The following is a 24,789-nucleotide window of genomic DNA, read 5'->3' as shown; positions in this document are numbered from 1 at the left end:
TGGCGTACGCCGGGCTCAGTCACGGCCGGTCCCGACCGGGCCGCCGTCGATCGGGCGAGTCTCGGGCGCCGGGGCGGAGGCGACCGGCAGGCCCTCCGGCGGTACGGTGCCGCGCGGCCCGCGCGGCCCCCGCGCCGGGGTACGGGACAGCGTCGCGTCCAGCCGGTCCAGGTTCTTGCTCGCCGTCGAGGCGAGCTGCCACGGCACGCTGACCACCATCACCCCCGGTTCGAAGAGCAGCCGACCCTTGAGGCGCAGGGCGCTCTGGTTGTGCAACAGGTTCTCCCACCAGCGACCCACCACGTACTCCGGAATGAAGACGGTGACCACGTCCCGGGGCGACTTGCGGCGGGTGTTGGCGACGAAGTCCAGGATCGGCCGGGTGATCTCCCGGTACGGCGAGTCGATCACCGTGAGCGGAATGGCCATCTCCCGCCGCTCCCAGTCGGCCTGCAGGTCGCGGGTGTCCTTGTCGTCCACGTTGACGGTCACCGCGGTCAGCGTGTCCGGTCGGGTGGCCCGAGCGTAGGCGATGGCCCGCAGCGTCGGCTGGTGCAGTTTGCTGACCAGCACGATCGCGTGGTTACGGGCGGGCAGCACGGCCCGGCCCTCGTCCGGCGGGGTCAGCTCGGCCGCCACCCGGTCGTAGTGCCGGCGGATGGCCAGCATCAGCAGGTAGATCACCGCCATGGCGGCGATCGCGATCCAGGCGCCGAGCAGGAACTTGGTGATCAGCACGATCACCAGCACCGTGCCGGTCAGGCCCATGCCGAACGTGTTGATGGCCCGGGACCGGATCATCCGGCGCCGCGCCTCCGCGTCCCGCTCGGTGCGCAGGCGCCGGTTCCAGTGCCGGATCATGCCCGCCTGGGAGACCGTGAACGAGACGAAGACCCCGACGATGTAGAGCTGGATGAGCCGGGTCACCTCGGCCTGGAAGCCGACGATCAGCACGATCGCGAACAGGGCCAGGAAGGTGATGCCGTTGGAGAAGGCCAGCCGGTCGCCCCGGGTGTGGAACTGGCGGGGCAGGTAGCGGTCCTGGGCGAGGATCGAGCCGAGCACCGGGAAACCGTTGAACGCGGTGTTCGCCGCCAGGAAGAGGATGAGCGCGGTCATCCCGGCCACCACGTAGAGCAGGATCGAGCCGGAGCCGAAGACCGTCTCGCCGAGCTGGGTGGTGACCGTCTTCTGCACGTAGCCGTCCGGGCCGGCGACGATCTGGAGCGCCGGGTCCTCGACGAACTGCAGGTGCGTCAGTCGGGCCAGCCAGATGATCCCGACCAGCATGCTCACCGAGATCGCACCCAGCAGCAGCAGCGTGGTGGCGGCGTTGCGGCTCTTCGGGGCCTTGAACGCCGGCACGCCGTTGGAGATCGCCTCGACGCCGGTGAGCGCGGCGGCGCCCGAGCTGAACGTCCGCAGCAGCAGGAAGACGAGCGCGAAACCGGTCACACTGTGCTCGGCCTGGATGACCAGGTCGGCACTGGGCGCCCGGAGGTCGTCGCCCAGCACGAAGACCCGGAAGAGCCCGGTGAGCAGCATCCCGCCCATCACGATGACGAAGCCATAGGTGGGGATGGCGAACGCGGTGCCGGACTCCCGCAGGCCGCGCAGGTTGACAGCGGTCAGCAGGACCACCGCGATCACCGCGATCAGGACCTTGTGGGTGGCCACGAACGGCACCACCGAGCCGAGGTTGGCCACCCCGGACGAGACCGACACCGCCACCGTGAGCACGTAGTCCACGAGCAGCGCGCTGGCCACCCCGACTCCGAACTTCGGACCCAGGTTGACCGTGGCCACCTCGTAGTCGCCGCCACCGGAGGGGTAGGCGTACACGTTCTGCCGGTAGCTCGCCACCACGGTGAGCATCACCACGACCACCGCGAGGGCGATCCACGGGGAGAAGAAGTACGCCGAGGTGCCGGCGATGGAGAGGGTCAGCAGGATCTCGTCGGGCGCGTACGCGACGCTGGACAGGGCGTCGGAGGCGAACACGGGTAGCGCGATGCGCTTCGGCAGGAGGGTGTGCTGAAGTCGGTCGGACCGGAACGGTCGACCGAGCAGAAGCCGCTTCAGCAGCGAGGTGGGACTGGCCACGAACGCCAAGAGTACGACCACCACCGTGGGAGCGCGGGGGTGGGCGAGCGTGGCCGCCGGGCACGACGGGGTACGGTCGGTCCCCGCTCCGCACCGGGACGTGGCAGGCTCGCACTCGTCAGGCCACCAGCAGACGGAGTGGTACGCACCTTGGGAGGGACAGCGTGCACGTCGTGATCATGGGATGTGGCCGGGTCGGGTCGACCCTCGCCCACAGCCTGGAGTCCCGGGGGCACTCGGTGGCGGTGATCGACCAGGACGCCGACGCCTTCCGCCGACTCGGCCCCGACTTCGCCGGAATCACGGTGACCGGGGCCGGTTTCGACGGTGAGGTGCTGCGCCAGGCCGGCATCGAGCGCGCGGACGCCTTCGCGGCGGTGTCGAGCGGCGACAACTCCAACATCATCTCGGCTCGGCTGGCCCGCGAGACGTTCGGCGTGTCCCGGGTCGCCGCCCGCATCTACGACCAGCGCCGGGCGCAGGTCTACGAGCGGCTGGGCATCCCCACCGTGGCGACCGTGCGGTGGACGGCCGACCGGATGCTGCGGCATCTGGTGCCGGAGGGCAACGTGGAGATCTTCCGCGACCCCACGAGCACCGTGTCGATCGTCGAGGTGCCGGTGCACAAGGACTGGATCGGTCGGTCGGTACGCACCCTGGAGGACGCCTCCGGCGCGCGGGTGGCCTATCTGATCCGCTTCGGCATCGGCACGCTGGCCACCGGCTCCACCGTCGTGCAGGAGGGTGACCAGGTGTTCATGCTGGTCAGCGATGACATCGTGGCGACGGTCACGTCGGTGGCGGCGGCGCCGCCGGAAGGGGGGCACTGAGCCATGCGGGTCGCCATCGCGGGCGCGGGCAACGTGGGCCGTTCGATCGCCCAGGAGCTGATCGACAACGGCCACCAGGTGATGCTGATCGAACGCCAACCCAAGATGCTGCGCCCGGACCGGGTGCCGGAGGCCGAGTGGGTGCTCGCCGACGCGTGCGAGGTGGCCAGCCTGGAGGAGGCCAACATCGCCGGGTGCGACGTGGTGGTCGCGGCGACCGGCGACGACAAGACCAACCTGGTGCTGTCGCTGCTGGCCAAGACCGAGTTCGCGGTGCCTCGCGTGGTCGCCCGGGTGAACCGGGCCGAGAACGAGTGGCTGTTCACCGAGCAGTGGGGCGTGGACGTCGCGGTGAGTAAGCCGCGGGTGATGGCTGCGCTGGTCGAGGAGGCCGTCACCGTCGGCGACCTGGTCCGGCTGATGACCTTCCGGCAGGGCGAGGCGAACCTGGTCGAGATCACCCTGCCACCGACCGCGCCCTACGTCGGTCAGCCGATCCACGCCGTGCCGCTGCCCCGCGACTCCGCGCTGGTGGCGATCCTGCGCGGCAAGCGGGTCCTGGTGCCCAGCCCGGACGACCCGATCGAGGCCGGCGACGAGCTGGTCTTCGTCTGCACCGCCGAGGTGGAGGACCAGGTCCGCGCGGTGATCCTCGGGCCGGACAGCGTCGAACGGACCCGCGGCTCGCGCTGAGCGGACGAGCGGGCGACCCGGGTAGCCGGGCGCTCGCTCAGGCGCCGGGCAGCGGGGTCGGCTGCGGCTCCCGGGTGACCCGGCGCACCGTCCAGACCGTGATCAGCAGCAGCAGCGCGTACGGCGGGTAGCCCAGAGCCAGCCGGGCCACGCCCAGGGCGGTGTCCTGGTGGGCCAGGTAGAGCCCGGCCTGCACGCCCACCTTGGCCAGCCACACCACGCCCCAGAGCACGGTCAGCTGGGTGAAGGTCCGCACCAGTTTCGGATCGTCGCGCCATTCCGAGCGGCCCTTGGCGACCAGCACCGACCAGATCCAGCCCACCAGCGGCTGCCGGATGACCGCCGAGACCAGCAGGGCGATGCCGTACCCGATGCCGTAGAGGATGCCGGGGAGGTAGAAGTCGCGCTCGTCGCCGGTGCGCCAGGCGATGGCGGCGCCGATACCGACGCCGAACAGGCCGTTGACGGCGTGCCGGATCGGCCGGCGCTGGGCCAGCCGCAACCCGGCGATCAGCAGCGCGATCGCGACCGAGGCGATCACCGCCGGTCGCAGCTCACCGATGATGTTGGCGAACACGAAGACGACCACCGGGATGCTGGACTCCACCAACCCCCGCCAGCCGCCGAGCTGGTCGGCCATCTGCTCGGCGATCGTCGGCAGTGGCTCCTCTTCCGGCGGGCCGGTCTCCGGCTGTGCCGCGCGGTGCTGTCCCGTCGTCATCGCCGGCCTTCCGTCCGCAGCGCCGTCACTTCGGCGAGTCCAGCTCGTAATAGGGGTTGTAGATGACCTTGCGGTCGTCGCGCACCGCCACCCGGCCCCGGGCGGTCAGGTGCCGGCCCGGCTCGATCCCGGCGATGTGCCGTCGACCCAACCAGACCAGGGTGACCACGTCGGTGCCGTCGTACAGGTCGGCTTCCAGGGTGGGCAGGTTGGTGCGCGGCGTGTAGACCACCGTGCGCAGCCGACCAGCGACCGAGACCAGCTGGCCCCGCGAGCACTGCTGGGCGGGGATCCCGCCGCACTGGGCGCTCTCCCGACGCAGCTCCTGCGCGTCGATCTCGGCCTCGCTGGCGGTGAACCGTTGCAGGATGCGCCGCAGCGACACCCGGCCCTCGTCGGTCGTCATGACCTCCGCGTCACCCTCTCCACGCTCGCCGTCCCCGGCCGGCCCCGGCGGCGCCGGAACCGTGCCGCCAGCGTACGCCGACGGGGCTGGTTCCGGCGGGCCGGTGGACGCGGGTCAGACCTGGCGCGGCTCGGCGGCGGCGGCGCCCGCCTCGGCGTCGGTCTGGTCGGAGATCTCCCGGGGCAGCCGCAGCGGCAGTGGCTCGCGGACCGGCTTGGCCTCCTGGCCGCGGTCGACCACCAGGCCGTCCAGGCACTCGACGAGCGGCCCGGCCGCGGCCGGGTCGATGGCCACCGGCCCCTGGAACACGCCGCGGACCATCCAGCGCGGCCCGTCGACGCCGACGAACCGCAGATTCGTCGGGCCGTCCGGGGTGGGCACCTGGGCGTGCAGCTCCGGGCCGTACTCGCCGTCGACCTCCTGCGCACTCGCCCCGTCGCGGAGCAGCGACTGGCGGATCTCCTCGCGCACCTCGTCCCAGATCCCCTCGGACCGGGGGGCGGCGAAGACACCCAGCTGGAGCGCGTTGTCGCCATGCACCAGCACGACCTGCTGGATCACGCCCTGCGGGTCGGCCTGCACCCGCACCTCGACCTCGGCGATCGCCGGGATGTGCAGGCTGCCCAGGTCGAGCCGCTGCACGTCGGCGTAGCTCTCGGAGATGTCGTACGGGCCGCGCTCCAACGTCGGCGCCGCATCGCCCTGGTCCGGGACCTCGACGGCCTGATCGTCACGGGTGTGCCGTTCGGCATCGGCCCGCTTTCGGGAGAAGATCACTGCGCTCGCCCTCCGCTGTTCACACTCACCCTGCCACCTCTTCCGTCTGCCCGCGGCCCGGCTCGTCTGGCCGCGGCTCGACCCGGTCCTGGCCCGCCGGAGACGGCACCAGCCCGGCGTGACCACCGGTGGACCCGTGCCCGCCGGTCCCGCGCCGGGACGCGGGCAGCTCGACCACCGGCTCGAACCTCGCCCGCGCGACCTGTTGGACCACGAGCTGCGCGATCCGGTCGCCACGGGAGATCTTCGCCGGCAGATCCCGATCATGGTTGATCAGGTTGACCAGGATCTCACCCCGGTAGCCGGCGTCGACCGTACCGGGCGCGTTGAGCACCGTCACGCCGAGCCTGGCCGCCAGGCCGGACCGGGGATGGACCAGACCCACGTACCCCTCCGGCAGCGCGATGGCGACGCCGGTGGGCACCAGAGCACGGCCGCCGGGCGGCAGCTCCACGTCCGCGGCCGCCACCAGGTCGGCCCCGGCGTCGCCGGGATGGGCGTACGTGGGCAACGGCAGCTCGGAGTCGAGCAGCTGCACGGGCACGGGTACGACGTCGGTCACGGGTCCCCTCTTCTCCTCCGGTTCGCGGGCTGACCCTGCCATCCTGCCGGTTCACCGAGCCGCCGTGCGCCGTACCCTCGCAGGAGTGAGCATGTCGCCCTCTCCGTCCGCCGACCAGCCGCCGGTCGACGCCCGCACGGCGTACGACGAACGGCTGGATCTGCCCTGGTGGCTGTGGCTGGCCGGGCTGGTGGCAGCCGCGTTGTTGGCCGTCGAGATCTGGATGGGCGCCGACGGCGTCCGCGCCTGGCTGCCGTTCGCCGTGCTGCTGCCGCTCACCGCCGCCGGGTTGTGGTGGCTGGGCCGGATCCGGGTGCGGGTCGCCGACTCGGAGCTGCGGGTGGACGACGCCCGCCTGCCGGTGCGTTTCGTGGCCGACGTGGTCCCGCTGGACGCCGCCGGTCGCCGTGAGGTGCTGGGCGTCGGCGCGGACCCGCTCGCCTTCGTCGTACAGCGACCGTGGATCGGCGGGGCCGTGCAGGTGGTGCTCGACGACCCGGCCGACCCGACCCCGTTCTGGGTGGTGAGCACGCGGCACCCGGTCGAGCTGGCCGAGGCGGTGCTGGCCGCACGGGACGCGCTCGCGGTGACCGGTCCGACGGCGGAGGAGCCCGGCTGATCCGGCGCCACGGCCGCTCAGGTGCCGGTCGGCGGACCCGGCAGGGCCTGCGGTGGCGCGGGCCGGGCGATGCCCCGCCGGCGAAGGTCCACCTGAAGCTGCTCGGCCATCTGCTGGGTGGCCCGCCGGTTGAGGAAGCTGGCCACCGCGGCGCCGGTCAGGAACGGCCCGAGTGTGGTGAGGTTACGACCGAAGCGCCGCAGCAGCATGTCCCGCAGCTCCTTGCGGGCGGCGGTGCCGAGCACCGCGCCCACTCCCACGCCGGGGACCATCGGGTTGACCCCGCGCTGGGTGGCCCAGGAGTGCACCAGGGCGACGGCCCGTTGGCTGCCACCGTCCGGTAGCGCGACACCGTGGACCTCGTGCAGCTCACCGACCAGCTTCAGCTCCACCGCCACCACGGCGACGGTCTCGGCGGCGAGCAGCACCGGCGCGGAGAGCAGGGTCGGGGCGATCGTCCACTCGACGGCGGCGACTCCCCCACCGGCCGCGCCGATCGCGGCGGTGGTCCGCGACGCGTTGCGGATGAGCCGGTCGGCCAGGGCGGCGTCGTCCAGGCCGGGAAAGTGCTGGCGCAGGGTGTCCAGGTTTCGCACCGGTATGTGCGGGGCGACGTCCGCGACCGCGTCGACCATCCAGCGCATCGCGGCACGTGGCTTGAACAGGTCGGAGACGCCCCGGGCACGGGCCTGCCCGACCATCCGGGTCAGCAGTTGACGGCGACGGGCCGGCTCGATGTCGTCCGCGGTCAACGCCGCGACGGTCGCGCCGAGGTCGTCCGAGCCACCGTCGGTGGCGCCGAGGTTGCCGGTGCCGCCGTCGGTGGCGCTGGGGTGGTCAGTGCCGCCGTCGGTGCTGCCGCCTCGATCGCTCATCGGACCTCCCGGTGCTGTGGCTACCCGCTACGAGTCAAGCAGGTACCCACCTCGGCCGCATGCCTACACCGGCAGCGGCGGCCCCGTTCCGGAGGCCGCCGCTGGTGTCGTGGTTGTCAGACGCACTCGCGGCAGATCAGCTCGCCGTTACGCTCGACCGCCAGCTGGCTACGGTGGTGGACCAGGAAGCAGCGGGCGCACCGGAACTCGTCCTGCTGCATCGGAAGCACCTTGACCGTGAGCTCCTCGTCGGCCAGATCGGCACCGGGCAGCTCGAAGCTCTCGGCCACCTCGGCCTCGTCGACGTCCACCGCGCCCGACTGTGAGTCGACGCGCCGTGCTTTGAGCTCTTCCAGGCTGTCCTCGCCGAGGTCGACCTCGTCGCGACGCGGGGCGTCGTAGTCGGTGGCCATCGGTTTCACTCTCCCATATCGATGTTGTCGCTTCCGGTTGTAACGCCGGACGACGCTGTTTCGGTTCCGCTGGCCGGCCACCACTTGTGTCGGGCACCCGACCCGAGGACCGAACGGGTCGAGCTCGCTGGGGCGACTCCCCTGCGAGCGCGGAACCTTACCCCCCCTTGGGCGAGGCATGTATACCGCCCTTGCGGCTGAGATGTACGCCCCTGCGCGCCAAGTTGTTCCCAATGTGATTCAGGCGACACGAAGATAGGGGTATTAGTACCCGGTCTGCGGTCGGCGCGCCGGCATGTCGGGCTGTTTCCACGCGACGGCCGGACAACCGTTAACCTCAGCGGCGTATTCGACGGCCGGCGGCCCGAGCGATCGCTCCTGGCCGTCACCACCCACTGGAGTCCGGGGAGGCTCTGATGAGTTTTGCGCGCGTGCGGGCACTCGTCGTCGTCGGCCTGCTGGCGATCATCGCCCTGGTCTTCGTCGTCGTGGCCGTGGTCCGCGACAGCCAGGGCGACGCGGGCACCGCGGCGGGATGCCCGGATGGCTGGCCGCTGGCGGATCTGACCCTGCGCGAGCGCAAGGACGTCAAGATCAACGTGTTCAACGCCACCGACCGGCCCGGCCTCGCCCACACCGTCAGCGACGAGTTCCGCAACCGCCAGTTCCAGGTCACCAAGACCGGGGACGAGAAGAAGCAGGTCGACAACGTCGCGGTGCTGCGGTACGGCCCGAACGGCGTCGGTTCCGCGCACCTGCTCGAGGCGTACTTCCTCAACGAGGCCAAGCGGGACTACCAAGAGAAGCGCACCGACGACACCGTGGACGTGGTGCTGGGCAACAACTTCCAGCAGCTCGCCACCACGACCGAGGTCAACCAGTCCCTCGGCGACTCGGGGCCACCGAAGGCGCCCGCGGGCTCCTGCCCGTCCCCGGCCGCCAAGTGACGGCGTAGCCACACCGCGCGCCGTCGGATCGACAGGTCACGGTCCGCCGGCGGCGTCCAGCTCGGCGAGCCGGTCGTGCAGCGACGGGAAGAGCGCCGGCGGGGCCGCGACCACCAGGTCCGGCCCCGGCGGCCGACCGGCCAGGCCGGCGACCCGCACACCCGCCTCGGCGGCCACCAGCCCACCCGCGGCCAGGTCCCAGGCCGCGAGGCCCTTCTCGAAGTACGCGTCGAGCCGGCCCTCCGCGACCAGGCAGAGGTCCAGCGCGGCGGCGCCCAGCCGGCGGATGTCCCGGACGTGCGCGATCAACCCCGCCACCACCTGGGCCTGGTGCGCACGACGACGGGCGTCGTAGCCGAACCCGGTACCGACCAGCGCCTGACCCAGGTCCACCTCGGCGGAGCAGCGCAGCCGGACGCCGTCCCGCCAGGCGCCGCCCCCGGCCGTGGCCGTCCACTCCTCGCCGGTGCTCACGTTGCGCACCACGCCGGCGACCACCACCCCGTCCACCTCGGCGGCCAGCGACACCGCGCTGTACGGCAGCCCGTAGAGGTAGTTCACGGTGCCGTCGATCGGGTCGACGATCCACCGCACCCCGCCCGGCGCGACCGGCCCGGTGTCCCCGCTGCCGTACTCCTCGCCGAGCACCGCGTCGTCCGGCCGCGCCCGCTTCAGCGCGTCGAGCACCCGCCGTTCGACCGCCCGATCGGCGGCGGTGACCACGTCGGTGACCGTACTCTTGGTCGCGGCCACGGAAACTCCCTCGGCGCGCATCCGGTACGCGGTGGCCGCCGCGTCCCGCGCCACGTCGAGCGCGATCGCCAAAAGATCCCGAGGTGACGGTGCCGAACCGTGCATCCCAACGTCCCCTTCCCGCACGACCGGGGTGTTCCGGGCCACGCGCGGGTATCATCCTTACAAAGTCCAGATCAGCGTCGAATCAGCGGTCCCACCGTCGTTACGCAGTGCGGCGCAGGATGATCGCCGCAGACGGCGTTACAATTCACCCCTGCCCACGCGCCACGGACCGCCGACCACCGGCCGGCCCGGGACGCGAGGGTCCCTCAACCACATCGCCCGGCCCGGTTGCCCCATGCTGTGCCGGACGACCCGGCCGTGCCCGCTCTTCGCCTCCGGAAGGTCATTCGTGACAGAACCCCGCCAGACCGGCGCCGACGTTCGCTCGCTCACCGACACCCTGATCGCCCACGCGCAGAGCGCCGGTGGTCAGCTGACGTCGGCCCAGCTCGCGCGCACCGTCGAGTCCGCCGAGGTGACTCCGGCCCAGGCCAAGAAGATCCTGCGGGCGCTCTCCGAGGCGGGAGTGACCGTAGTGGTGGACGGCTCGGCGAGCACCCGCCGCCGGGTCGCCGCGGCCCGGTCGACCACGCCGGCGTCCCGGGCCACCACCGCCAAGACCACCAAGAAGGCCGCCGCGCCGGCCCCGAAGCAGGCGCCAGCCGGCGACGACGCGCCGGCGACGCCGGCCCCACGCAAGGCGACCGCGAGCAAGGCCACCGGCGCCTCCGCCGCGGCGGCTCCGGCGAAGGCGACCAAGTCGACCCGAGCCACCAAGGCGACGGTGGCCGCGGCCGCCGGTGCCAAACCGACGAAGGCCGCCGGCAAGGCAAAGGGCGAGGGCGCCGACGGCGAGATCGACCCGGAGGAACTGGCCGCCGCGATCGAGGACGTGGTGGTCGAGGAGCCGGCCGAGCTGGCCCAGGCCGCCGAGACCGACGCCGCCGCCTCGGCGACCGACAACGACTTCGAGTGGGACGACGAGGAGTCCGAGGCGCTCAAGCAGGCCCGGCGGGACGCCGAGCTGACCGCCTCGGCCGACTCGGTCCGCGCGTACCTGAAGCAGATCGGCAAGGTTCCGCTGCTCAACGCCGAGCAGGAGGTGGAGCTGGCCAAGCGGATCGAGGCCGGGCTCTACGCCGCCGAGCGGCTGCGCGCCGCCGACGAGGGCGAAGAGAAGCTCGTCCGGGACATGGTCCGTGACCTGGGCTGGATCTCCCGTGACGGCGAGCGCGCCAAGAACCACCTCCTGGAGGCGAACCTCCGACTGGTGGTGTCGCTGGCCAAGAGGTACACGGGTCGCGGCATGGCCTTCCTCGACCTGATCCAGGAGGGCAACCTCGGCCTGATCCGCGCGGTGGAGAAGTTCGACTACACCAAGGGCTACAAGTTCTCCACGTACGCCACCTGGTGGATCCGGCAGGCGATCACCCGCGCGATGGCCGACCAGGCCCGCACCATCCGCATCCCGGTGCACATGGTCGAGGTCATCAACAAGCTCGGCCGCATACAGCGCGAGCTGCTCCAGGATCTGGGTCGCGAGCCCACTCCGGAGGAGCTGGCCAAGGAGATGGACATCACACCCGAGAAGGTGCTGGAGATCCAGCAGTACGCTCGGGAGCCCATCTCCCTGGACCAGACCATCGGTGACGAGGGCGACAGCCAGCTCGGTGACTTCATCGAGGATTCCGAGGCCGTGGTCGCGGTCGACGCGGTCTCGTTCTCGCTCCTGCAGGACCAGCTCCAGCAGGTGCTGCAGACGCTCTCCGAGCGTGAGGCGGGTGTGGTACGCCTCCGCTTCGGCCTGACCGACGGCCAGCCCCGGACGCTTGACGAGATCGGCCAGGTCTACGGGGTGACCCGGGAGCGGATCCGGCAGATCGAGTCCAAGACGATGTCCAAGCTGCGTCACCCGTCCCGGTCGCAGGTCCTCCGGGATTACCTGGACTGAGCCGGTTTCGTCAACCGAACGTGTCGTTTTGACCACCTGGTGTGCAACACGAGATGGTGATCGTCCGGATGCACGAATGTGATCGTTGACGTGGCACCCTGGGTGCACGGCACACTGTCCCTGCCAGGTGTGACCTCGGTCCCCCGCGGGCACACAGGGAAGGCAGTGCCTAGCAAGGGTGTTGCACCATAGGTGAGCAACGACCGAAGAGATTGTTCATCGGTGACGACCAGAGGAGGAAGGCGATGACCCCGACCCTCACGCCGCCGCCCGTGACGGCGGCTCCCCCAGCCGCCGATGAACGGTGCGACCGCTGCAATGCTGCCGGGAAGCTCCGGATCACCCTCACGGGTGGGAGCGAGTTGGTGTTCTGCGGGCACCATGCGAACAAGTACGCGGAGGATCTCGTGAAGATCACCGAGCGGTTCGCGACGGAGCCCGATTTCAGCTGGCGTGGCGCCGATCTGATGGCGAACTAAATCCGCTAACCGACATAGCCGACCGGAGGTCCCCCGAGGGGACCTCCGGTCGGCTTTTTCTGTCCGAACCGCCACGCCCGCCCCACGCCGAACGCGCCCCCGCAACCCGCAACCCGCGCCCCGTGCGCCGCACCCCGTGCCCCGTGCCCCGTGCCCCGCACCCCGCGTGCCGCACCCCGTGCGCTGCACCCCGTGCGCTGCACCCCGTGCGCTGCACCCCGCGTCCCGCACCCCGCGTCGTCCCGCACCCCGCGTCCCGCACCCCGCGTGCCGCACCCCGCGGTGCCGCACCCCGCGGTGCCGCACCCTGCGCCGCACCCCCGTGCGCCCACCCCGAGCGCCGCACCCCGTGCGCCGCACCCCGTACGCCGCGCCCCGGCAACTTCTCCGATGTTGCTGTCTCCGACGCCACCGAGACAGCAACATCCCTGATCCTGCAGTGATCTTGACGACGACCACCGCCCTCGGGACACCGGGAGCGAGATCCAAGCGCCACCGGCCGACCAAGGTCACGCTCGAACCAGGATGTAGTGGCCTCACCAACCCACCGACACCACTACATCGTGGATCTAGCGCGATCTTGAGGATCGGGGCGCGCCCGCGGAGGGCATGTGCGGCCGTCCGGGCAGGCAAGCCTCGACACCACCCCAGACCCCCGTGATCCACTCGGTTTCACGGAAGTCGCGCTTTCCCCCCGGCTCGAACACCGCGTTTTCAAGGAAGCCGAGTGGATCACGCCGCCACGCCGCCACGCCGCCACGCCGCCACTCCGCCACGCCGCCACTCCGCCAGGCCGCCAGGCCGCCAGGCCGCCAGGGCGCCAGGCCGCCACGTCGCCAGGCCGCCACGTCGCCAGGCCGCCACGTCGCCAGGGCGCCACCCGGCTGGTGTGGTGGGGCCGGGCGGGTGGATCTGTACGTGGGGGCCGTTGCTCGGCGGGTCTAGAGGGTCTGGACGGTGGCGATGCGTTCCTCCAGCTGCTCGATGGTGGCCTGCGCGCTCGGCGGCCCGCCGCACAGCCGACGCAACTCGGCATGGATCTTGCCGTGCGGCTGGCCGGTGCGGTGGTGTCGGGCGGCCACCAGAGCGTTCAGTTGGCGCCGGAGCGCCACGCGACGCTGGGCGGCACTCAGAGGTGCCGGTGGTGCCACGGTGGGCGCAGCGGCCGGCTGAGAGGCCGCGTCGGCGGTACGGCGGCGTTGGGCGGCGAGTTGGGCGGCCTGCCGCTTGGTCAGCAGCAGGGACACCTGGTCGGCGGTGAGCAGGCCGGGCAGGCCGAGGTATTCCTCCTCCTCGGGGGTGCCGGCCTGTGCCGCGGTGCCGAACGACGCCCCGTCGAAGATCACCTGGTCCAGCTCGGCGGTGGCCGACAGCGCGGCGAACCGCTTCTCCAGCTCGCCGCTGGCCTGGTCGTCGCGCTGCGCGCGTTCCAGCAGGTCGTCGTCGAAACCGTCGGATTCCTTGGGTTTGCCGAGCACGTGGTCCCGCTCGGTCTCCATCTCGCTGGCCAGGCCGAGCAGGTGCGGCACGCTGGGCAGGAACACCGACGCGGTCTCCCCGGGGCGGCGGGCCCGGACGAACCGGCCGATCGCCTGGGCGAAGTAGAGCGGCGTGCTGGCGCTGGTGGCGTAGACCCCGACCGCGAGTCGGGGGATGTCCACCCCCTCGGACACCATCCGCACCGCGACCAGCCAGCGCTGGTCGGACGCCGCGAACGTCGCGATCCGGGCGGATGCGCCCTGGTCGTCGGAGAGCACCACGGCGGCCTTCTCGCCGGTCACCTGCTCGATCAACTTGGCGTACGAGCGGGCGGTCTGCTGGTCGGTGGCGATGATCAGACCACCGGCGTCGGCCATCCCCGCGTTACGGAGCACGGTGAGTCGGGCGTCGGCGGCCCGCAGCACCTGCGGCATCCAGTCCCCGGCCGGGTCCAGGGCGGTACGCCAGGCCTGCGCCACCAGATCCTGCGTCATGGGCTCACCGAGGCGGGCGGCCAACTCCTCCCCCGCGTTGGTCCGCCACCGGGTCTCCCCGGAGTACGCCAGGAAGAGCACCGGCCGGACCACGCCGTCGCGCAGCGCGTCGGAGTAGCCGTACACGGAGTCGGCGCGGGAGCGCATGAGCCCGTCCCCGCCCCGCTCGTAGCTGACGAACGGGATCGGGTTGTCGTCGGAGCGGAACGGCGTCCCGGTCAGCATCAGCCGGCGTACGGCGGGTTCGAAGGCGTTCTTCACGCCGTCGCCCCAGGACCGGGAGTCCCCCGCGTGGTGGATCTCGTCGAGGATGACCAGGGTGCGCCGGGTCATGGTGCGCCGGCGGTGCACCTGCGGGGCCATTCCGACCTGGGCGTAGGTGACCACCGCGCCGTGGAAGTCGGCCGCGGAGTGCAGGTCGGCGTTGCGGAAGGCGGCGTCGAGTTGGATGCCCACCCGGGCCGCGGCGTCGGACCACTGGTTCTTCAGGTGCTCGGTCGGGGCGACCACGGTGACCGCCTCGATGGTGCCGTCGGCGAGCAGTTCGGCCGCGATCCGCAGGGCGAAGGTGGTCTTGCCGGCACCTGGCGTGGCGACCGCGGTGAAGTCGTCGGTACGCCGACGCAGGTATTCCACCAGGGCCTTACGCTGCCAGGAGCGTAGTGCTGGGAACGTCTCGAGCACCGGCGTCCGGGCTGCCACGCGAAGCTCCTCTCCGACCGCACGAACGCGGATCCGGGGCGAGGGCCACGAGTCCCGCCGCCCATGAAAACGCCTCCGCGCAGTAGCTGCCGCGAAGGCCGACTCAGCATAACCAGCACGGGCCCCACGGCCCAGGCGACGCCACGCTGGTCACAATCCCGCACTCACCCGAACAGCGGCCGGGCCGTTCACCACTCCCGGTCGGTACGCGGATCCGCCCCACCGGTGCGCGGTGGGCGCAGCGTCGCCACCGGCGCGGACCAGCGTCGACGCAGTGCGATCAGGCGCAGCCCGAAGACCAGGGCGGCGGCGGCGGTGAGCGACGCGGGCGCGGTCTGCCCGGTGACGTACAGCAGCACCACCGTGACCGACCCGGCCAGCGCGGCCAGCGCGTAGATCTCCCGGCGCAGGACGACCGGGATCTCGGCGGTGAGCAGGTCGCGGGCGAGCCCGCCGCCGATCGCGGTGAGCATGCCGATGAGGCAGGCGCCGACGGCCGGCACCCGGGCGTCGAGCGCCTTGAGCGTGCCGGTGACGGTGAACAGCGCGAGACCCGCCGCGTCCAGCACCAGCACGGTGGTGCGCAGTCGGGCCAGTTGTGGGTGCAACCAGAAGGTGGCCAGCGCGGTGATCGCGGCGGTGGCCACGTACCGCCAGTCGGCGAAGGCCAGCGGCGGCGCCTCGTCGATGACCAGGTCCCGGAAGATCCCACCGCCGAGGGCGGCCACGAACCCGACGAACGCGACGCCGAACAGGTCCAGCCGTTTGGCCACCGCGGCCGACGCCCCGGACGCGGCGAACACCGCGACGCCGGTCAGGTCGGCGAGGAGCAGGGCGGTGGAGGTGGTCACCGCCGCAGGCTACGTCGCCGGCCGGAGCGCCGGCCGAGGTTCACTCGCGGTACGAGTCGTAGATCTCCTTGCACTTCGGGCAGACCGGCGAACCCGGCTTGGCGGCCTTGGTGACCGGGAAGGTCTCGCCGCAGAGCGCGACGACGAAGGTGCCCATGACGGCACTCTCGGCGATCTTCTCCTTGCGGACGTAGTGGAACATCTCGGGACCGGTGTCGGCGTCCTTCAGCTCGGGACGCTCGAGAACCTCTGTGCTCACGTCTGCACCTCCAACCGACAAGTTTGGCAGGTCATCACGGCCGGGTCCACCTGAGGCCGGCGGGAGCCCGACCCCGTACGGTGCCCGGGTGACTGACTTTCACCTCAGCTACGGCACCGAGGTCGCCGACGCCCTGCGCGACGGCCGGCCCGTCGTCGCACTGGAGAGCACCATCGTCTCGCACGGGCTGCCCCGCCCGGAGAACCTACGGGTGGCCAGGGAAATCGAGCGGGCGGTCCGGAACGCCGGGGCCGTTCCCGCGACGATCGGCATGATCGGCGGCAGGCTGGTGGTCGGCCTGGACGACGCACAGCTGACCCGACTGGCGACGGTCGATGGAGTGACGAAACTCTCCGTCCGCGACCTCGCGGTGGCGGCGGCGAGCGGCGTGGACGGCGCCACCACGGTTGCCGCGACAAGCGCCGTGGCCGCCGCGGCCGGCATCGGGGTGTTCGCCACCGGCGGGTTGGGTGGGGTGCACCGGGAGGCCGCGCACACCTTCGACGAGTCGGCCGACCTGGTCACCCTGGCCCAGACCCCGATCGTGGTGGTCTGCGCCGGCGTCAAGTCGATCCTCGACGTGGGCGCGACGCTGGAGCGCCTGGAGACCCTCGGGGTCGCCGTGCTCGGTTACCGCACCCGCCGGTTCCCCGGCTTCTACCGCACCGACGCCGGCTTCGACCTGGACTGGTCGGTGGACTCCCCCGAGCAGGTCGCCGACGTACTCGCCGCCCGAGACGCGCACGCGTTGCACACCGGCGGGCTGCTCGTCGCCAACCCGTTGCCGGTCGACGAACAGCTCGACCCGGAGCTGCACGATCGGACGCTCGCCGACGGTCTGGCCCTGCTGGAGCGGGACGGGATCACCGGAAAGGCCGTCACCCCGTACCTGCTGGCGCACTTCCACTCGGCCACCGAGGGCGCGAGCCTCACCGTCAACGTCCGGATCATCCTGCGCAACGCCGATCTGGCCGCGCGGATCGCGGTCGCCGCGGCGGCCCGCGACACCGCCGCCGCGGTATGACCCGACCGGCCCGGGTGGTCGTCGTCGGGGACGTGATCACCGATGTGGTCGCGGTGCTGTCCGGGCCGCTCGCGGCCGGCTCGGACACCGGAGCCGAGATCAGTATCGGCGGCGGGGGCCAGGCGGCCAACACCGCCGCCTGGGTCGCCGCGCAGCGGGTGGACGTCACGCTCGTCGCCGCCGTCGGGAACGACGACGCCGGGCGCGACCGGGTCGCCGAGCTGGAGCGGGCGGGTGTCGACTGCGCGATCGAACGGGTCGAGGACGCGCCGACCGGCACGGTGATCGTGTTGGCGACCGACGACGAGCGCACCATGGTCAACCAGCGGGGTGCGAACCTGCGGCTGAGCGCCGCGCACGTCGAGCGGGCCCTCGCGGCGGTGCCCGACGCCGGGCATCTGCACCTGTCCGCGTACACCCTCCTGGACGCCGGGTCGCGCGACGCCGGGCTGCGGGCGTTGGCCGCCGCCCGCGAGCGCGGGCTCACCACGAGCGTCGACGCGGCCTCCGCGGCGCCGCTGCGGCGGGTGGGCGCGGCGGCGTTCCTGAGTTGGGTACGCGACGTCGACCTGCTGCTGGTCAACGCGGACGAGGCCACGGTGCTGGCCGGCGGCCTGGACCCGGCGGCGCAGGGGCGGGCACTGTCGGCGACGGCCTGGCGGGTGGTGGTGAAGCGCGGCGCGGCCGGCGCGGTCTGGGTCGACCGCAGCGCGGCGGTCTGGGTGGCGCCCGCCCGGCGGGTGGCGGTACGGGACGTCACGGGGGCGGGCGACGCCTTCGCGGCCGGCCTGCTCACCGCCTGGCTCGCCGGCGCCGCCCCGACCGCGGCGCTGACCCGCGCCACCGACCTGGGCGCGCTGGCCGTCTCGACGGTCGGCGCACGACCACAGCCGTGAGTGTCGAACCCTGGCCCGTTCGCGGGTCAGGGTTCGACGTCGATGACCTTGTGGTGGCGCTCCTCCGCGGTGAGGCTCATCGGCGGGGTGTCGTCCGTGTGCCGGCGGTGGAACCGGTTGGCCAGCCGGTGTTCCTCCTTGGGCGGCCGGTCATTGGCCAGCAGCACGGCCAGCCACGGGATGAGCACCATGCCGAGGACGCACAACGGCAGCCAGAGCCAGAGCAGTGGGGCGTTCGCACCGACCAGGACCGCGCCGACGATGATGCAGGCCACCCGGATGCCCATCATCAGGACATAGCGGCGCTGACGGCTGGTGAGCTGGTCACCCTGGCTGCGCGAGGCGTCGGTGATCAGAATCGGCTGGTAGGCCTGACGCTTCACCTGGGACCTCCTCGAGGGGATTACGCCTCATCCTGTCACCGCGAGGCCGTGATCAGCGAAATTCGGCTCATCCCCATGCGTGTTACGCCCGTGGTACGCTCCGCGACGTGGGCAGCAGGTTCAGCTTCACCGACGAGGCGTTGGCCAACCTGAGGGTCTACGACGTCACGCCCGGGGAAGTCTGGGAGGCGCTGCACAGCGCCCGACGGGTCATTCGTCACCTGGGCGACGACGTCATGGTGGTCTACGCCGCCGCCCGTCGGGGCCGCCGACTGGCGGTGCTGCTCGCCGAGGCCGATGGCACCGACAACGACTGGGACATCCTCTCCGCCCGCGAGTTGAGCGACGTCGAGTCCAAGCGCTACGACGAGGCCGTGCGGAGATCTCGCCGATGAGGAGGCCGTGACGATGCACCGAAACGACGCGACCAAGCAGTTCCACAGCGGCGACGACCGGATCGCCGAGCTGATCGACGAGGGCCCGGGGGTCGACCTCCCCGCCCCCGACACCGACGTGCCGATGGTGAGCCGGTCGGTCCGGCTGCCGCTGGAGACCTACGAGCGGGTGCGGGCCGCCGCCGACGCCCGCGGCATCGGGGTCACCACGCTGATGCGCCAGTGGATCGAGGCCGGCCTCGCCGACCTGGACGACTCCGCGACCGTCTCGCTGGCCGACGTCCGGCGGGCGCTGGCCTCCCTGGCACACCCCACCGCCGCCTGAGCGTCAGCCCCGCGCAGCCTTCGCCGCCGCCTTCATCTGCTGCTTGAACTCCCGCACCCGGCTCAGCGAGTCGACGTCGGTGACGTCGGCCACCGACCGGTACGCACCGGGGTCGCCGTAGTCTCCGGCCGCCTTCCGCCAGTCCTGCGGGGTCACCCCGAAGCGCTTGCCGAGCAGGGCAACGAAGATCTGCGCCTTCTGCCTGCCGAAGCCGGGCAGCGCGGAGACCCGCCGCAGCAGCTCCGGCCCGTCGGCGACCTCGGCCCACAGCAGGGCCGCGTCACCGTCGTAGCGCTCCACCAGCACCTGGCAGACCTCCTGCACCCGGGCCGCCATCGCCTTCGGGAACCGGTGCAGCGCCGGCGGCTGGGCGAAGATCGCGACCAGGGCCTCCGCGTCGTACCCGGCCAGCTCCGCCGCGTCCAGGTCGTGGCCGAGCCGCTGCCTCAGCACGTACGGCGAGGAGAATGCCTTCTCCATCGGAATCTGTTGGTCCAGGACCATGCCGAGGAGCAGGGCCAGCGGGCTGCGCTCCAGCAGACGGTTGGCCTCCGGGTCGATGGGCAGCACGAGCGTCATGCCGACCATCCTGCCCGGCCCACCCGGCCGGGCGGACACCGACGCTCCGACCGTGCACGACAGATGGGCGCACGACAGATGGCGTCCGTCTGCCACGCTCGACGACATGCTTCGGACCGCCCCGCCCGGATCCCCGTACCACCGGCTCGGCCGCACCGACCGGCACCGCTGGTGGCAACCCGTCGTCGGCACCCTCGCGCTGGTCGCCGCGGCGCTGGTGATCGTCTGCCTGCTCTTCGGCGTCGCCGCCGTCGTGGCCGAACTCACCGACCGCCCGTACGGCGCCGACGGGCTGCCGACCTTCGGCCCGATTCCGGACACCGCGCTGCTGATCGCCTCGCTGGCACTGCTGCTCCCACTGCTGCTCGGCGCCGCCTGGCTCGTGCAGCGCCGACCCGCCGGCACGCTCTCCTCGGTGCTCGGCCGGCTGCGGTGGGGCTGGCTCGGCCGCTGCCTGCTGATCGCCACACCGCTGATCATCGTCATGCTGGTCGGCGCGGGACTCCTGCTCGATCTGACCGGCGAGAGCGCGATACCCGCCCCGGACACGTGGGTGGGTTGGCCGGAATTCGCCGCCGGGCTGCTGATGATCCTCCTGCTGGTGCCGTTCCAGGCCGCCGCGGAGGAGTACGCCTTCCGCGGCTGGCTGTTGCAGGCCGTCGGCGCGTACCTGCGCACGCCCTGGCCCGGGATCGCCCTCCAGGCGGTGCTCTTCGCCGCCGCGCACGGCTGGGGCAGCGGCTGGGGTTTCCTGGACCTGGCCTTCATGGGCGTGTTGTTCGGCTGGCTGACGGTGCGAACCGGCGGGCTCGAGGCCGCGATCGCGCTGCACGTGGTGAACAATCTGTTCGCCTTCACCCTGGCGGCGGCGTTCGGCGGGCTCAGCGCCGACGAGACGATGGCCGACGCCCCGTGGCAGGTCATCGTCGTCGACGTGTTGGCCCTGTCGGCGTACGCCCTGGTCGTCGACCGGTTGGCCGCGCGTCGGGGGGTGGCGACAGTCGTACCGCCGGCCCTGGTCGTGGCGGTGCCCGGCGAGCCCTCGGCCCCGGCCGGTGCGGAGCCGAGGCTGCCGGGCGTCGGGGTCGAATCTCGCGGGTGATGCTGGCTTCCTCCGCGACGGCAGGCAGGATGTCGGGGTGGACGAACACGACATGCTGCTCTCCCCCGCCGGTGTCGACGCGCTGCGGGCCGCGCTGACCGGAACCGGGTTCACCAGCCAGGGCATCGCCGAGCGGTTGGGCGCGCAGGCGACCGCCGCGGTCGCCCGCAACGACTACCGGGCCGCGCTGCGCGCCACCGAGGACGGCGACCCGCTCGGCACCCTGATCCGGCTGTTCATCTGCGCCCAGACCGAGTCGGAGGCCGCGGTGGCCGCCGCGCTGGCACCGCTGGGCCTGCCGGAAGCGCTGGCCGGCGGGTTGGTCGAGCGGCACGGCGACGGCCTGCGTGCCGGCATCGACCTGGAGCCGTACGGCGAGGACTGGTGGGTGCTCGCCGACGTGCCGGCCAGCGCCCGCCCGGGTCGCCCGTTGCACGCCGAACACGTCCTCGGCGTCGGCGGGGCCACCCACACCCTGATCGGCGCGACCATGCGCCGGCCGGTCGACACCGCACTGGACCTGGGCACCGGCTCCGGCATCCAGGCCCTGCACCTGGGCACCCACGCCAGGTCGGTGACCGCCACCGACCTGTCCGATCGGGCGCTGCGTTTCGCCGCGACCACCGCCGCCCTCAACGGGCAGGACTGGGAGCTGCTCCGCGGTGACCTGGTCGCCCCGGTGGCCGGTCGGCGGTTCGACCTGGTGGTCAGCAACCCGCCGTTCGTGGTCGGCCCCGGCACCACCACGCACGTGTACCGCGACTCCGGCCGGGTCGGTGACGCGATCGGCGCCGAACTGGCCGCCGCCGCCCCGGAGCTGCTCACCGAGGGCGGCACCATGCAGTACCTGGCGAACTGGGTGCACGTCGCCGGCGAGGAGTGGGACGAGCGGGTCGCCGGCTGGTTCGCCGGTACCGGCCTGGACGCCTGGGTGATCCAGCGCGAGGTGGCCGACCCGATGGCGTACGTCGACCTGTGGCTCACCGACGTCGGCGAAACCGCCGACCCGCAGCGGATGGCCGCGTGGCTGGACTGGTTCGACGCGCACAAGGTGGAGGGAATCGGCTTCGGCATCGTGTCACTGCGCCGAGGTGGACACACCGACCCGGTGGTCCGCGTGGAGGATCTGCGCCAGCGGGTACAGCCACCGCTGGGCGACCAGATCGCCGCCTGGTTCGACCGCCAGGACTTTCTCCGGGTACGCGACACCGAGGCGTTGCTCGCCGAGCGCTACCGGGCCGCCGAGGGCCTCCAACTGCGACAGGAGGCCACCATGGGTGACGAGGGCTGGGCGGTGGACCGGCAGGTCCTGGCGATGCCGCACGGCCTGCGCTGGACCGAGGAGATCGACCCGCTGGTGCTGGCGCTGGTCGGTGGCGCCGACGGGCGGCTGCCGCTGCGTGACCAGCTCGCCCTGCTCGCCGCCGCGCACGACGTCGAACCCGACGAGATGGCCGAGGCCGCCGGCCCGATCGTGGCGCACCTGGTGGAGCGCGGCTTCATCGAGCCGGTGACCGCCTGATGCGTGCGGTGGTGCAGACCGTCGGGCGGGCCAGCGTGACCGTGGACGGCGAGGTGGTCGGCGCGATCGAGAACGGACTGCTGGTGCTGCTCGGAGTGACCCACACCGACACCGCGGAGACCGCTCAGACGATGGCCCGCAAGGTGCACGAGTTGCGCATCCTGGACGACGAACGGTCCGCCGCCGACACCGGCGCGCCGATCCTGGTGGTCAGCCAGTTCACCCTCTACGGCGACGCGCGCAAGGGCCGCCGTCCCACCTGGACGGCAGCCGCCCCCGCCGAGGTGGCCGAACCACTGGTGAACGCGGTGGTCGACGCCCTGCGCCAGCGAGGCGCAAAGGTGGAAACCGGCCGCTTCCGCACCCACATGCTCGTGGAAAGCACAAACATCGGCCCCCGAACCCTCCTCCTAGACCTCTGACCAGCAGCGGTGATCAAGAGGTTCGCGTCAGGATCCGGGCTCGAAATGACGCAAACCTCTTGATCACCACGGTGGGTTAGGAGAAGAGGCCTCGGCGGGACAGGGACTGGCGGAGCCAGTTGTCGAGTTCGGTGGTCCAGTCGGTGCGGTCGGCGGTGGCGTGGTCGACGGTGAACCGGCCGAAGGCGTCTCGTCCCTCGGTGAAGACCCCACCGCGCTTGTCGACCTCCAGCACGACCTGCATCTGCTGGGCGTCGGCGATGAAGGTGACCTCCAACTGGTTGATCGAGCGGGCGTACTGCGGCGCCGGGCCGAACTCGATCTCCTGATAGAACGGCAACGTCTGCCGTACGCCGTAGATGTGTCCACGCTCCACATCGGCACGCGCGAACCGGAAACCCAGCCGCAGCAGCGCGTCCAGTAGTCGCTCCTGAGCGGGCAGCGGGTGCACCGACACCGCGTCCAGGTCGCCCTTGTCGACCGCGCGGGCAACCTCCAACTCGGTACGCAGCCCCATCGTCATTCCGTGCAGGTGTTGCCCGTACAGCTCGGTGACCGGTGTCTCCCACGGCACGCCGAACCGGAACGGGATGTCGTGGCGCTGCCCCGGCTCCAGCCGGAACGCGCCGGTGACCTGCTGACGGTGGAACTCCTGCGTGGTGTCGTAGTCGTTGTCGCCGCTCTCGACCTCGACCCGGGTGACCAGGCCGAGGGCGACGTGGTCGATGTCGACCTGGTGGTCACCGCCGACCACCTGGATCCGGCCCTCCAACTGCCCGCCCGGGCGGCAGTTCGGGTTGGCCAGCACCGTCTCCACCGACGGGCCGCCGACCCCCATCGCCTTCATGAGCCGCTTGAAGACCACGCCGTCCTCCAACTGTGTCCGTGCCGACCGAGGTGCCGACCGTCCGCAACGTAGCCGGGGCGGGCAACCACGGACCGGGCCGACACTCCACACAACGATCTGACGCAATTCCTGTCGGGTGCACGATCGCCTCACTCCCGTTTTACGCCCTGCCCGCCAAGCTGTGTCTCACACCGGCACCACTGGGCCGGAGACACGGCATAGACGTGGAAAACGGGGAGAGACAGAGATGGTCCTGCAGATGACGGAACACCGAACCCGCCCGGCCACCACGACCGACACCGACGGGACCTCCGAGGTCCTCACCGACCTGGACGCCACCGACGAGCGTGGCATCTCGACCGACCTGGTCCGGGCGTATCTCAACGGGATCGGCCGGACCAAGCTGCTGACCGCCGCGCAGGAGGTCGACCTGGCCCGGCGGATCGAGGCCGGCCTGTTCGCGGACGAGAAGCTGGCCACCTGCACCCCGGTCTCCGAGGAGCTGCGGGCCGACCTGCAACTCGTCGTCGCGGAGGGCCGGGCGGCCAAGGACCATCTGTTGGAGGCGAACCTGCGGCTGGTGGTCAGCATCGCCAAGCGCTACACCGGCCGCGGGATGGCGTTTCTCGACCTGATCCAGGAGGGCAACCTCGGCCTGATCCGGGCGGTGGAGAAGTTCGACTACGCCAAGGGCTACAAGTTCTCCACGTACGCCACCTGGTGGATCCGGCAGGCGATCACCCGCGCGATGGCCGACCAGGCCCGCACCATCCGCATCCCGGTGCACATGGTCGAGCAGGTCAACCGGATGGTCCGCGCCCGCCGCGAGCTGGCCGTGACACTGGGCCGCGAGCCCACGGTCGCCGAGGTGGCCCGCGCCCTGGAGGTGCCCGAGATCCAGGTCATCGAGCTGATCTCCTACGACCGGGAGCCGGTCAGCCTGGACCAGGCCGTCGGCGACGACGGGGAGAGCGCGCTCGGCGACTTCGTGGCCTCGGTGGACCCGCGCACCGAGCCGGGCGACGCCGCCGCCCAGGGCGAGCTGCGCAACGAGGTCAGCATCGTGCTGGCCACCCTGTCCCAGCGGGAGCAGGCGGTCATCCGGTTGCGGTTCGGCCTGGACGATGGCCGGCAGCGCACGCTCGACGAGGTCGGCCGGGAGTTCGGCCTGTCCCGGGAGCGGATCCGGCAGATCGAGAAGGTGACGCTGCTGAAGCTGCGTGCCCCGGAGCGGGCGCAGCGCCTGGAGGCGTACGCCTGCTGACACCACCGGTTCCCACGGAAGGCCCTGGCGGTTCGCCGGGGCCTTCCGTGCTGCGGTGGTACTTGACGAAG

Annotated in this window: 28 protein-coding genes; 14 read left to right on the top strand and 14 right to left on the bottom strand. The window is 71.9% G+C overall.

All coding sequences use genetic code 11. The features are described 5' to 3' along the window. Positions 1 to 15 precede the first annotated feature (15 nt). The gene (locus AB0O48_RS18310) at positions 16 to 2,103 is read right to left on the bottom strand and encodes an APC family permease (RefSeq protein WP_357247639.1); all 2,088 of its coding nucleotides are present in this window, start codon (positions 2,101 to 2,103) and stop codon (positions 16 to 18) included. A gap of 164 nt (positions 2,104 to 2,267) precedes the next feature. On the opposite strand from AB0O48_RS18310, the gene AB0O48_RS18305 reads away from it, so the two are divergent. Then, the gene (locus AB0O48_RS18305; RefSeq protein WP_357247637.1) at positions 2,268 to 2,933 is read left to right on the top strand and encodes a TrkA family potassium uptake protein; all 666 of its coding nucleotides are present in this window, start codon (positions 2,268 to 2,270) and stop codon (positions 2,931 to 2,933) included. Positions 2,934 to 2,936: 3 nt separating this feature from the next. Continuing rightward, positions 2,937 to 3,626 (top strand): TrkA family potassium uptake protein, encoded by a 690-nt coding sequence (locus AB0O48_RS18300; RefSeq protein ID WP_357247634.1) that lies wholly within the window; start codon positions 2,937 to 2,939, stop codon positions 3,624 to 3,626. 37 nt (positions 3,627 to 3,663) lie between these two features. On the opposite strand, the gene AB0O48_RS18295 is transcribed toward AB0O48_RS18300, so the two are convergent. The 4 genes from AB0O48_RS18295 to dut all read right to left on the bottom strand — a co-directional run bounded on the left by AB0O48_RS18295 (position 3,664) and on the right by dut (position 6,092). Beyond that, positions 3,664 to 4,347: a DUF3159 domain-containing protein gene (locus AB0O48_RS18295; protein ID WP_357247631.1), complete on the bottom strand. Its 684-nt coding sequence runs from the start codon at positions 4,345 to 4,347 to the stop codon at positions 3,664 to 3,666. 25 nt (positions 4,348 to 4,372) lie between these two features. After that, positions 4,373 to 4,753: an OB-fold nucleic acid binding domain-containing protein gene (locus AB0O48_RS18290; protein WP_357070298.1), complete on the bottom strand. Its 381-nt coding sequence runs from the start codon at positions 4,751 to 4,753 to the stop codon at positions 4,373 to 4,375. A gap of 114 nt (positions 4,754 to 4,867) precedes the next feature. Beyond that, a complete protein-coding gene (locus AB0O48_RS18285; protein WP_357247629.1) occupies positions 4,868 to 5,530 on the bottom strand; it encodes a DUF3710 domain-containing protein in 663 nt (220 codons plus the stop codon). A 25-nt stretch (positions 5,531 to 5,555) separates the two neighbouring features. Beyond that, positions 5,556 to 6,092, bottom strand: coding sequence for a dUTP diphosphatase (dut, locus tag AB0O48_RS18280; RefSeq protein ID WP_357570174.1), 537 nt, complete (start codon positions 6,090 to 6,092; stop codon positions 5,556 to 5,558). Positions 6,093 to 6,183: 91 nt separating this feature from the next. Between dut and AB0O48_RS18275 the strand changes: the two genes are divergently transcribed. Continuing rightward, complete coding sequence (locus tag AB0O48_RS18275; RefSeq protein WP_357247623.1) at positions 6,184 to 6,711, top strand: DUF3093 domain-containing protein; 528 nt, start codon at positions 6,184 to 6,186, stop codon at positions 6,709 to 6,711. Between the two features lie 17 nt (positions 6,712 to 6,728). On the opposite strand, the gene AB0O48_RS18270 is transcribed toward AB0O48_RS18275, so the two are convergent. Both AB0O48_RS18270 and AB0O48_RS18265 read right to left on the bottom strand, forming a co-directional pair. After that, positions 6,729 to 7,586, bottom strand: coding sequence for a hypothetical protein (locus AB0O48_RS18270; RefSeq protein ID WP_357247619.1), 858 nt, complete (start codon positions 7,584 to 7,586; stop codon positions 6,729 to 6,731). 116 nt (positions 7,587 to 7,702) lie between these two features. Further along, positions 7,703 to 7,999: a DUF4193 domain-containing protein gene (locus AB0O48_RS18265; RefSeq protein WP_007075406.1), complete on the bottom strand. Its 297-nt coding sequence runs from the start codon at positions 7,997 to 7,999 to the stop codon at positions 7,703 to 7,705. A gap of 431 nt (positions 8,000 to 8,430) precedes the next feature. On the opposite strand from AB0O48_RS18265, the gene AB0O48_RS18260 reads away from it, so the two are divergent. Beyond that, complete coding sequence (locus AB0O48_RS18260) at positions 8,431 to 8,946, top strand: LytR C-terminal domain-containing protein (RefSeq protein ID WP_357248051.1); 516 nt, start codon at positions 8,431 to 8,433, stop codon at positions 8,944 to 8,946. A 36-nt stretch (positions 8,947 to 8,982) separates the two neighbouring features. Here the strand turns inward: AB0O48_RS18260 and AB0O48_RS18255 are convergent, their stop codons facing one another. Beyond that, entirely contained in the window at positions 8,983 to 9,804 is an 822-nt protein-coding gene (locus AB0O48_RS18255) for an inositol monophosphatase family protein (RefSeq protein ID WP_365066920.1), read from the bottom strand. 289 nt (positions 9,805 to 10,093) lie between these two features. Between AB0O48_RS18255 and AB0O48_RS18250 the strand changes: the two genes are divergently transcribed. Next, positions 10,094 to 11,695, top strand: coding sequence for an RNA polymerase sigma factor (locus AB0O48_RS18250; protein WP_357247613.1), 1,602 nt, complete (start codon positions 10,094 to 10,096; stop codon positions 11,693 to 11,695). 245 nt (positions 11,696 to 11,940) lie between these two features. Then, entirely contained in the window at positions 11,941 to 12,174 is a 234-nt protein-coding gene (locus tag AB0O48_RS18245) for a hypothetical protein (RefSeq protein ID WP_030489368.1), read from the top strand. Positions 12,175 to 13,115: 941 nt separating this feature from the next. Here the strand turns inward: AB0O48_RS18245 and AB0O48_RS18240 are convergent. From AB0O48_RS18240 to AB0O48_RS18230, 3 genes are all read right to left on the bottom strand, one after another. Then, positions 13,116 to 14,849, bottom strand: coding sequence for a DEAD/DEAH box helicase (locus AB0O48_RS18240; RefSeq protein ID WP_357247610.1), 1,734 nt, complete (start codon positions 14,847 to 14,849; stop codon positions 13,116 to 13,118). Positions 14,850 to 15,037: 188 nt separating this feature from the next. Then, the gene (locus tag AB0O48_RS18235) at positions 15,038 to 15,700 is read right to left on the bottom strand and encodes a trimeric intracellular cation channel family protein (RefSeq protein ID WP_357247607.1); all 663 of its coding nucleotides are present in this window, start codon (positions 15,698 to 15,700) and stop codon (positions 15,038 to 15,040) included. Positions 15,701 to 15,740: 40 nt separating this feature from the next. Beyond that, a complete protein-coding gene (locus AB0O48_RS18230; RefSeq protein ID WP_007456912.1) occupies positions 15,741 to 15,959 on the bottom strand; it encodes a DUF3039 domain-containing protein in 219 nt (72 codons plus the stop codon). Positions 15,960 to 16,047: 88 nt separating this feature from the next. Between AB0O48_RS18230 and AB0O48_RS18225 the strand changes: the two genes are divergently transcribed. Both AB0O48_RS18225 and AB0O48_RS18220 read left to right on the top strand, forming a co-directional pair. Beyond that, a complete protein-coding gene (locus tag AB0O48_RS18225; RefSeq protein WP_365066913.1) occupies positions 16,048 to 16,983 on the top strand; it encodes a pseudouridine-5'-phosphate glycosidase in 936 nt (311 codons plus the stop codon). Next, positions 16,980 to 17,879 (top strand): PfkB family carbohydrate kinase, encoded by a 900-nt coding sequence (locus AB0O48_RS18220; protein WP_365066911.1) that lies wholly within the window; start codon positions 16,980 to 16,982, stop codon positions 17,877 to 17,879. The genes AB0O48_RS18225 and AB0O48_RS18220 overlap by 4 nt, the downstream gene beginning before the upstream one ends. 26 nt (positions 17,880 to 17,905) lie before the next feature. On the opposite strand, the gene AB0O48_RS18215 is transcribed toward AB0O48_RS18220, so the two are convergent. Beyond that, the gene (locus AB0O48_RS18215; RefSeq protein ID WP_357247598.1) at positions 17,906 to 18,262 is read right to left on the bottom strand and encodes a DUF3099 domain-containing protein; all 357 of its coding nucleotides are present in this window, start codon (positions 18,260 to 18,262) and stop codon (positions 17,906 to 17,908) included. Positions 18,263 to 18,369: 107 nt separating this feature from the next. Between AB0O48_RS18215 and AB0O48_RS18210 the strand changes: the two genes are divergently transcribed. Both AB0O48_RS18210 and AB0O48_RS18205 read left to right on the top strand, forming a co-directional pair. Next, a complete protein-coding gene (locus AB0O48_RS18210; RefSeq protein WP_074318059.1) occupies positions 18,370 to 18,657 on the top strand; it encodes a hypothetical protein in 288 nt (95 codons plus the stop codon). A gap of 13 nt (positions 18,658 to 18,670) precedes the next feature. Continuing rightward, positions 18,671 to 18,982 (top strand): hypothetical protein, encoded by a 312-nt coding sequence (locus tag AB0O48_RS18205; RefSeq protein WP_088951534.1) that lies wholly within the window; start codon positions 18,671 to 18,673, stop codon positions 18,980 to 18,982. A 3-nt stretch (positions 18,983 to 18,985) separates the two neighbouring features. On the opposite strand, the gene AB0O48_RS18200 is transcribed toward AB0O48_RS18205, so the two are convergent. Continuing rightward, positions 18,986 to 19,570 carry an HhH-GPD-type base excision DNA repair protein gene (locus AB0O48_RS18200; RefSeq protein ID WP_357247594.1) on the bottom strand — a complete coding sequence of 195 codons (585 nt, stop codon included), beginning with the start codon at positions 19,568 to 19,570 and terminating at the stop codon, positions 18,986 to 18,988. On the opposite strand from AB0O48_RS18200, the gene AB0O48_RS18195 reads away from it, so the two are divergent. From AB0O48_RS18195 to dtd, 3 genes are read left to right on the top strand one after another with little or no spacing between them, the layout of a single operon-like run. Beyond that, positions 19,560 to 20,663, top strand: a complete 1,104-nt coding sequence (locus AB0O48_RS18195; protein WP_357247591.1) for a CPBP family intramembrane glutamic endopeptidase — start codon at positions 19,560 to 19,562, stop codon at positions 20,661 to 20,663. The two genes, AB0O48_RS18200 and AB0O48_RS18195, sit on opposite strands and share 11 nt — an antisense overlap. A 37-nt stretch (positions 20,664 to 20,700) precedes the next feature. Next, positions 20,701 to 22,185, top strand: coding sequence for a methyltransferase (locus AB0O48_RS18190; RefSeq protein ID WP_357247589.1), 1,485 nt, complete (start codon positions 20,701 to 20,703; stop codon positions 22,183 to 22,185). After that, positions 22,185 to 22,607, top strand: coding sequence for a D-aminoacyl-tRNA deacylase (gene dtd, locus AB0O48_RS18185; RefSeq protein WP_357247586.1), 423 nt, complete (start codon positions 22,185 to 22,187; stop codon positions 22,605 to 22,607). Before AB0O48_RS18190 ends, dtd begins: the two co-directional genes overlap by 1 nt. A gap of 76 nt (positions 22,608 to 22,683) precedes the next feature. Here the strand turns inward: dtd and AB0O48_RS18180 are convergent, their stop codons facing one another. After that, complete coding sequence (locus AB0O48_RS18180) at positions 22,684 to 23,472, bottom strand: sporulation protein (RefSeq protein WP_357247583.1); 789 nt, start codon at positions 23,470 to 23,472, stop codon at positions 22,684 to 22,686. A gap of 241 nt (positions 23,473 to 23,713) precedes the next feature. On the opposite strand from AB0O48_RS18180, the gene sigB reads away from it, so the two are divergent. After that, on the top strand, positions 23,714 to 24,718 hold the full coding sequence (sigB, locus tag AB0O48_RS18175) for an RNA polymerase sigma factor SigB (protein ID WP_357247580.1): 1,005 nt from the start codon (positions 23,714 to 23,716) through the stop codon (positions 24,716 to 24,718). The last annotated feature ends 71 nt before the right edge of the window (positions 24,719 to 24,789 follow it).

Source organism: Micromonospora sp. NPDC085948, from assembly GCF_040686315.1.
Lineage (GTDB): Bacteria > Actinomycetota > Actinomycetes > Mycobacteriales > Micromonosporaceae > Micromonospora.
The sequence above is the reverse complement of the archived record's forward strand: the minus strand, read 5'-3'. Positions and strand labels throughout refer to the sequence as shown.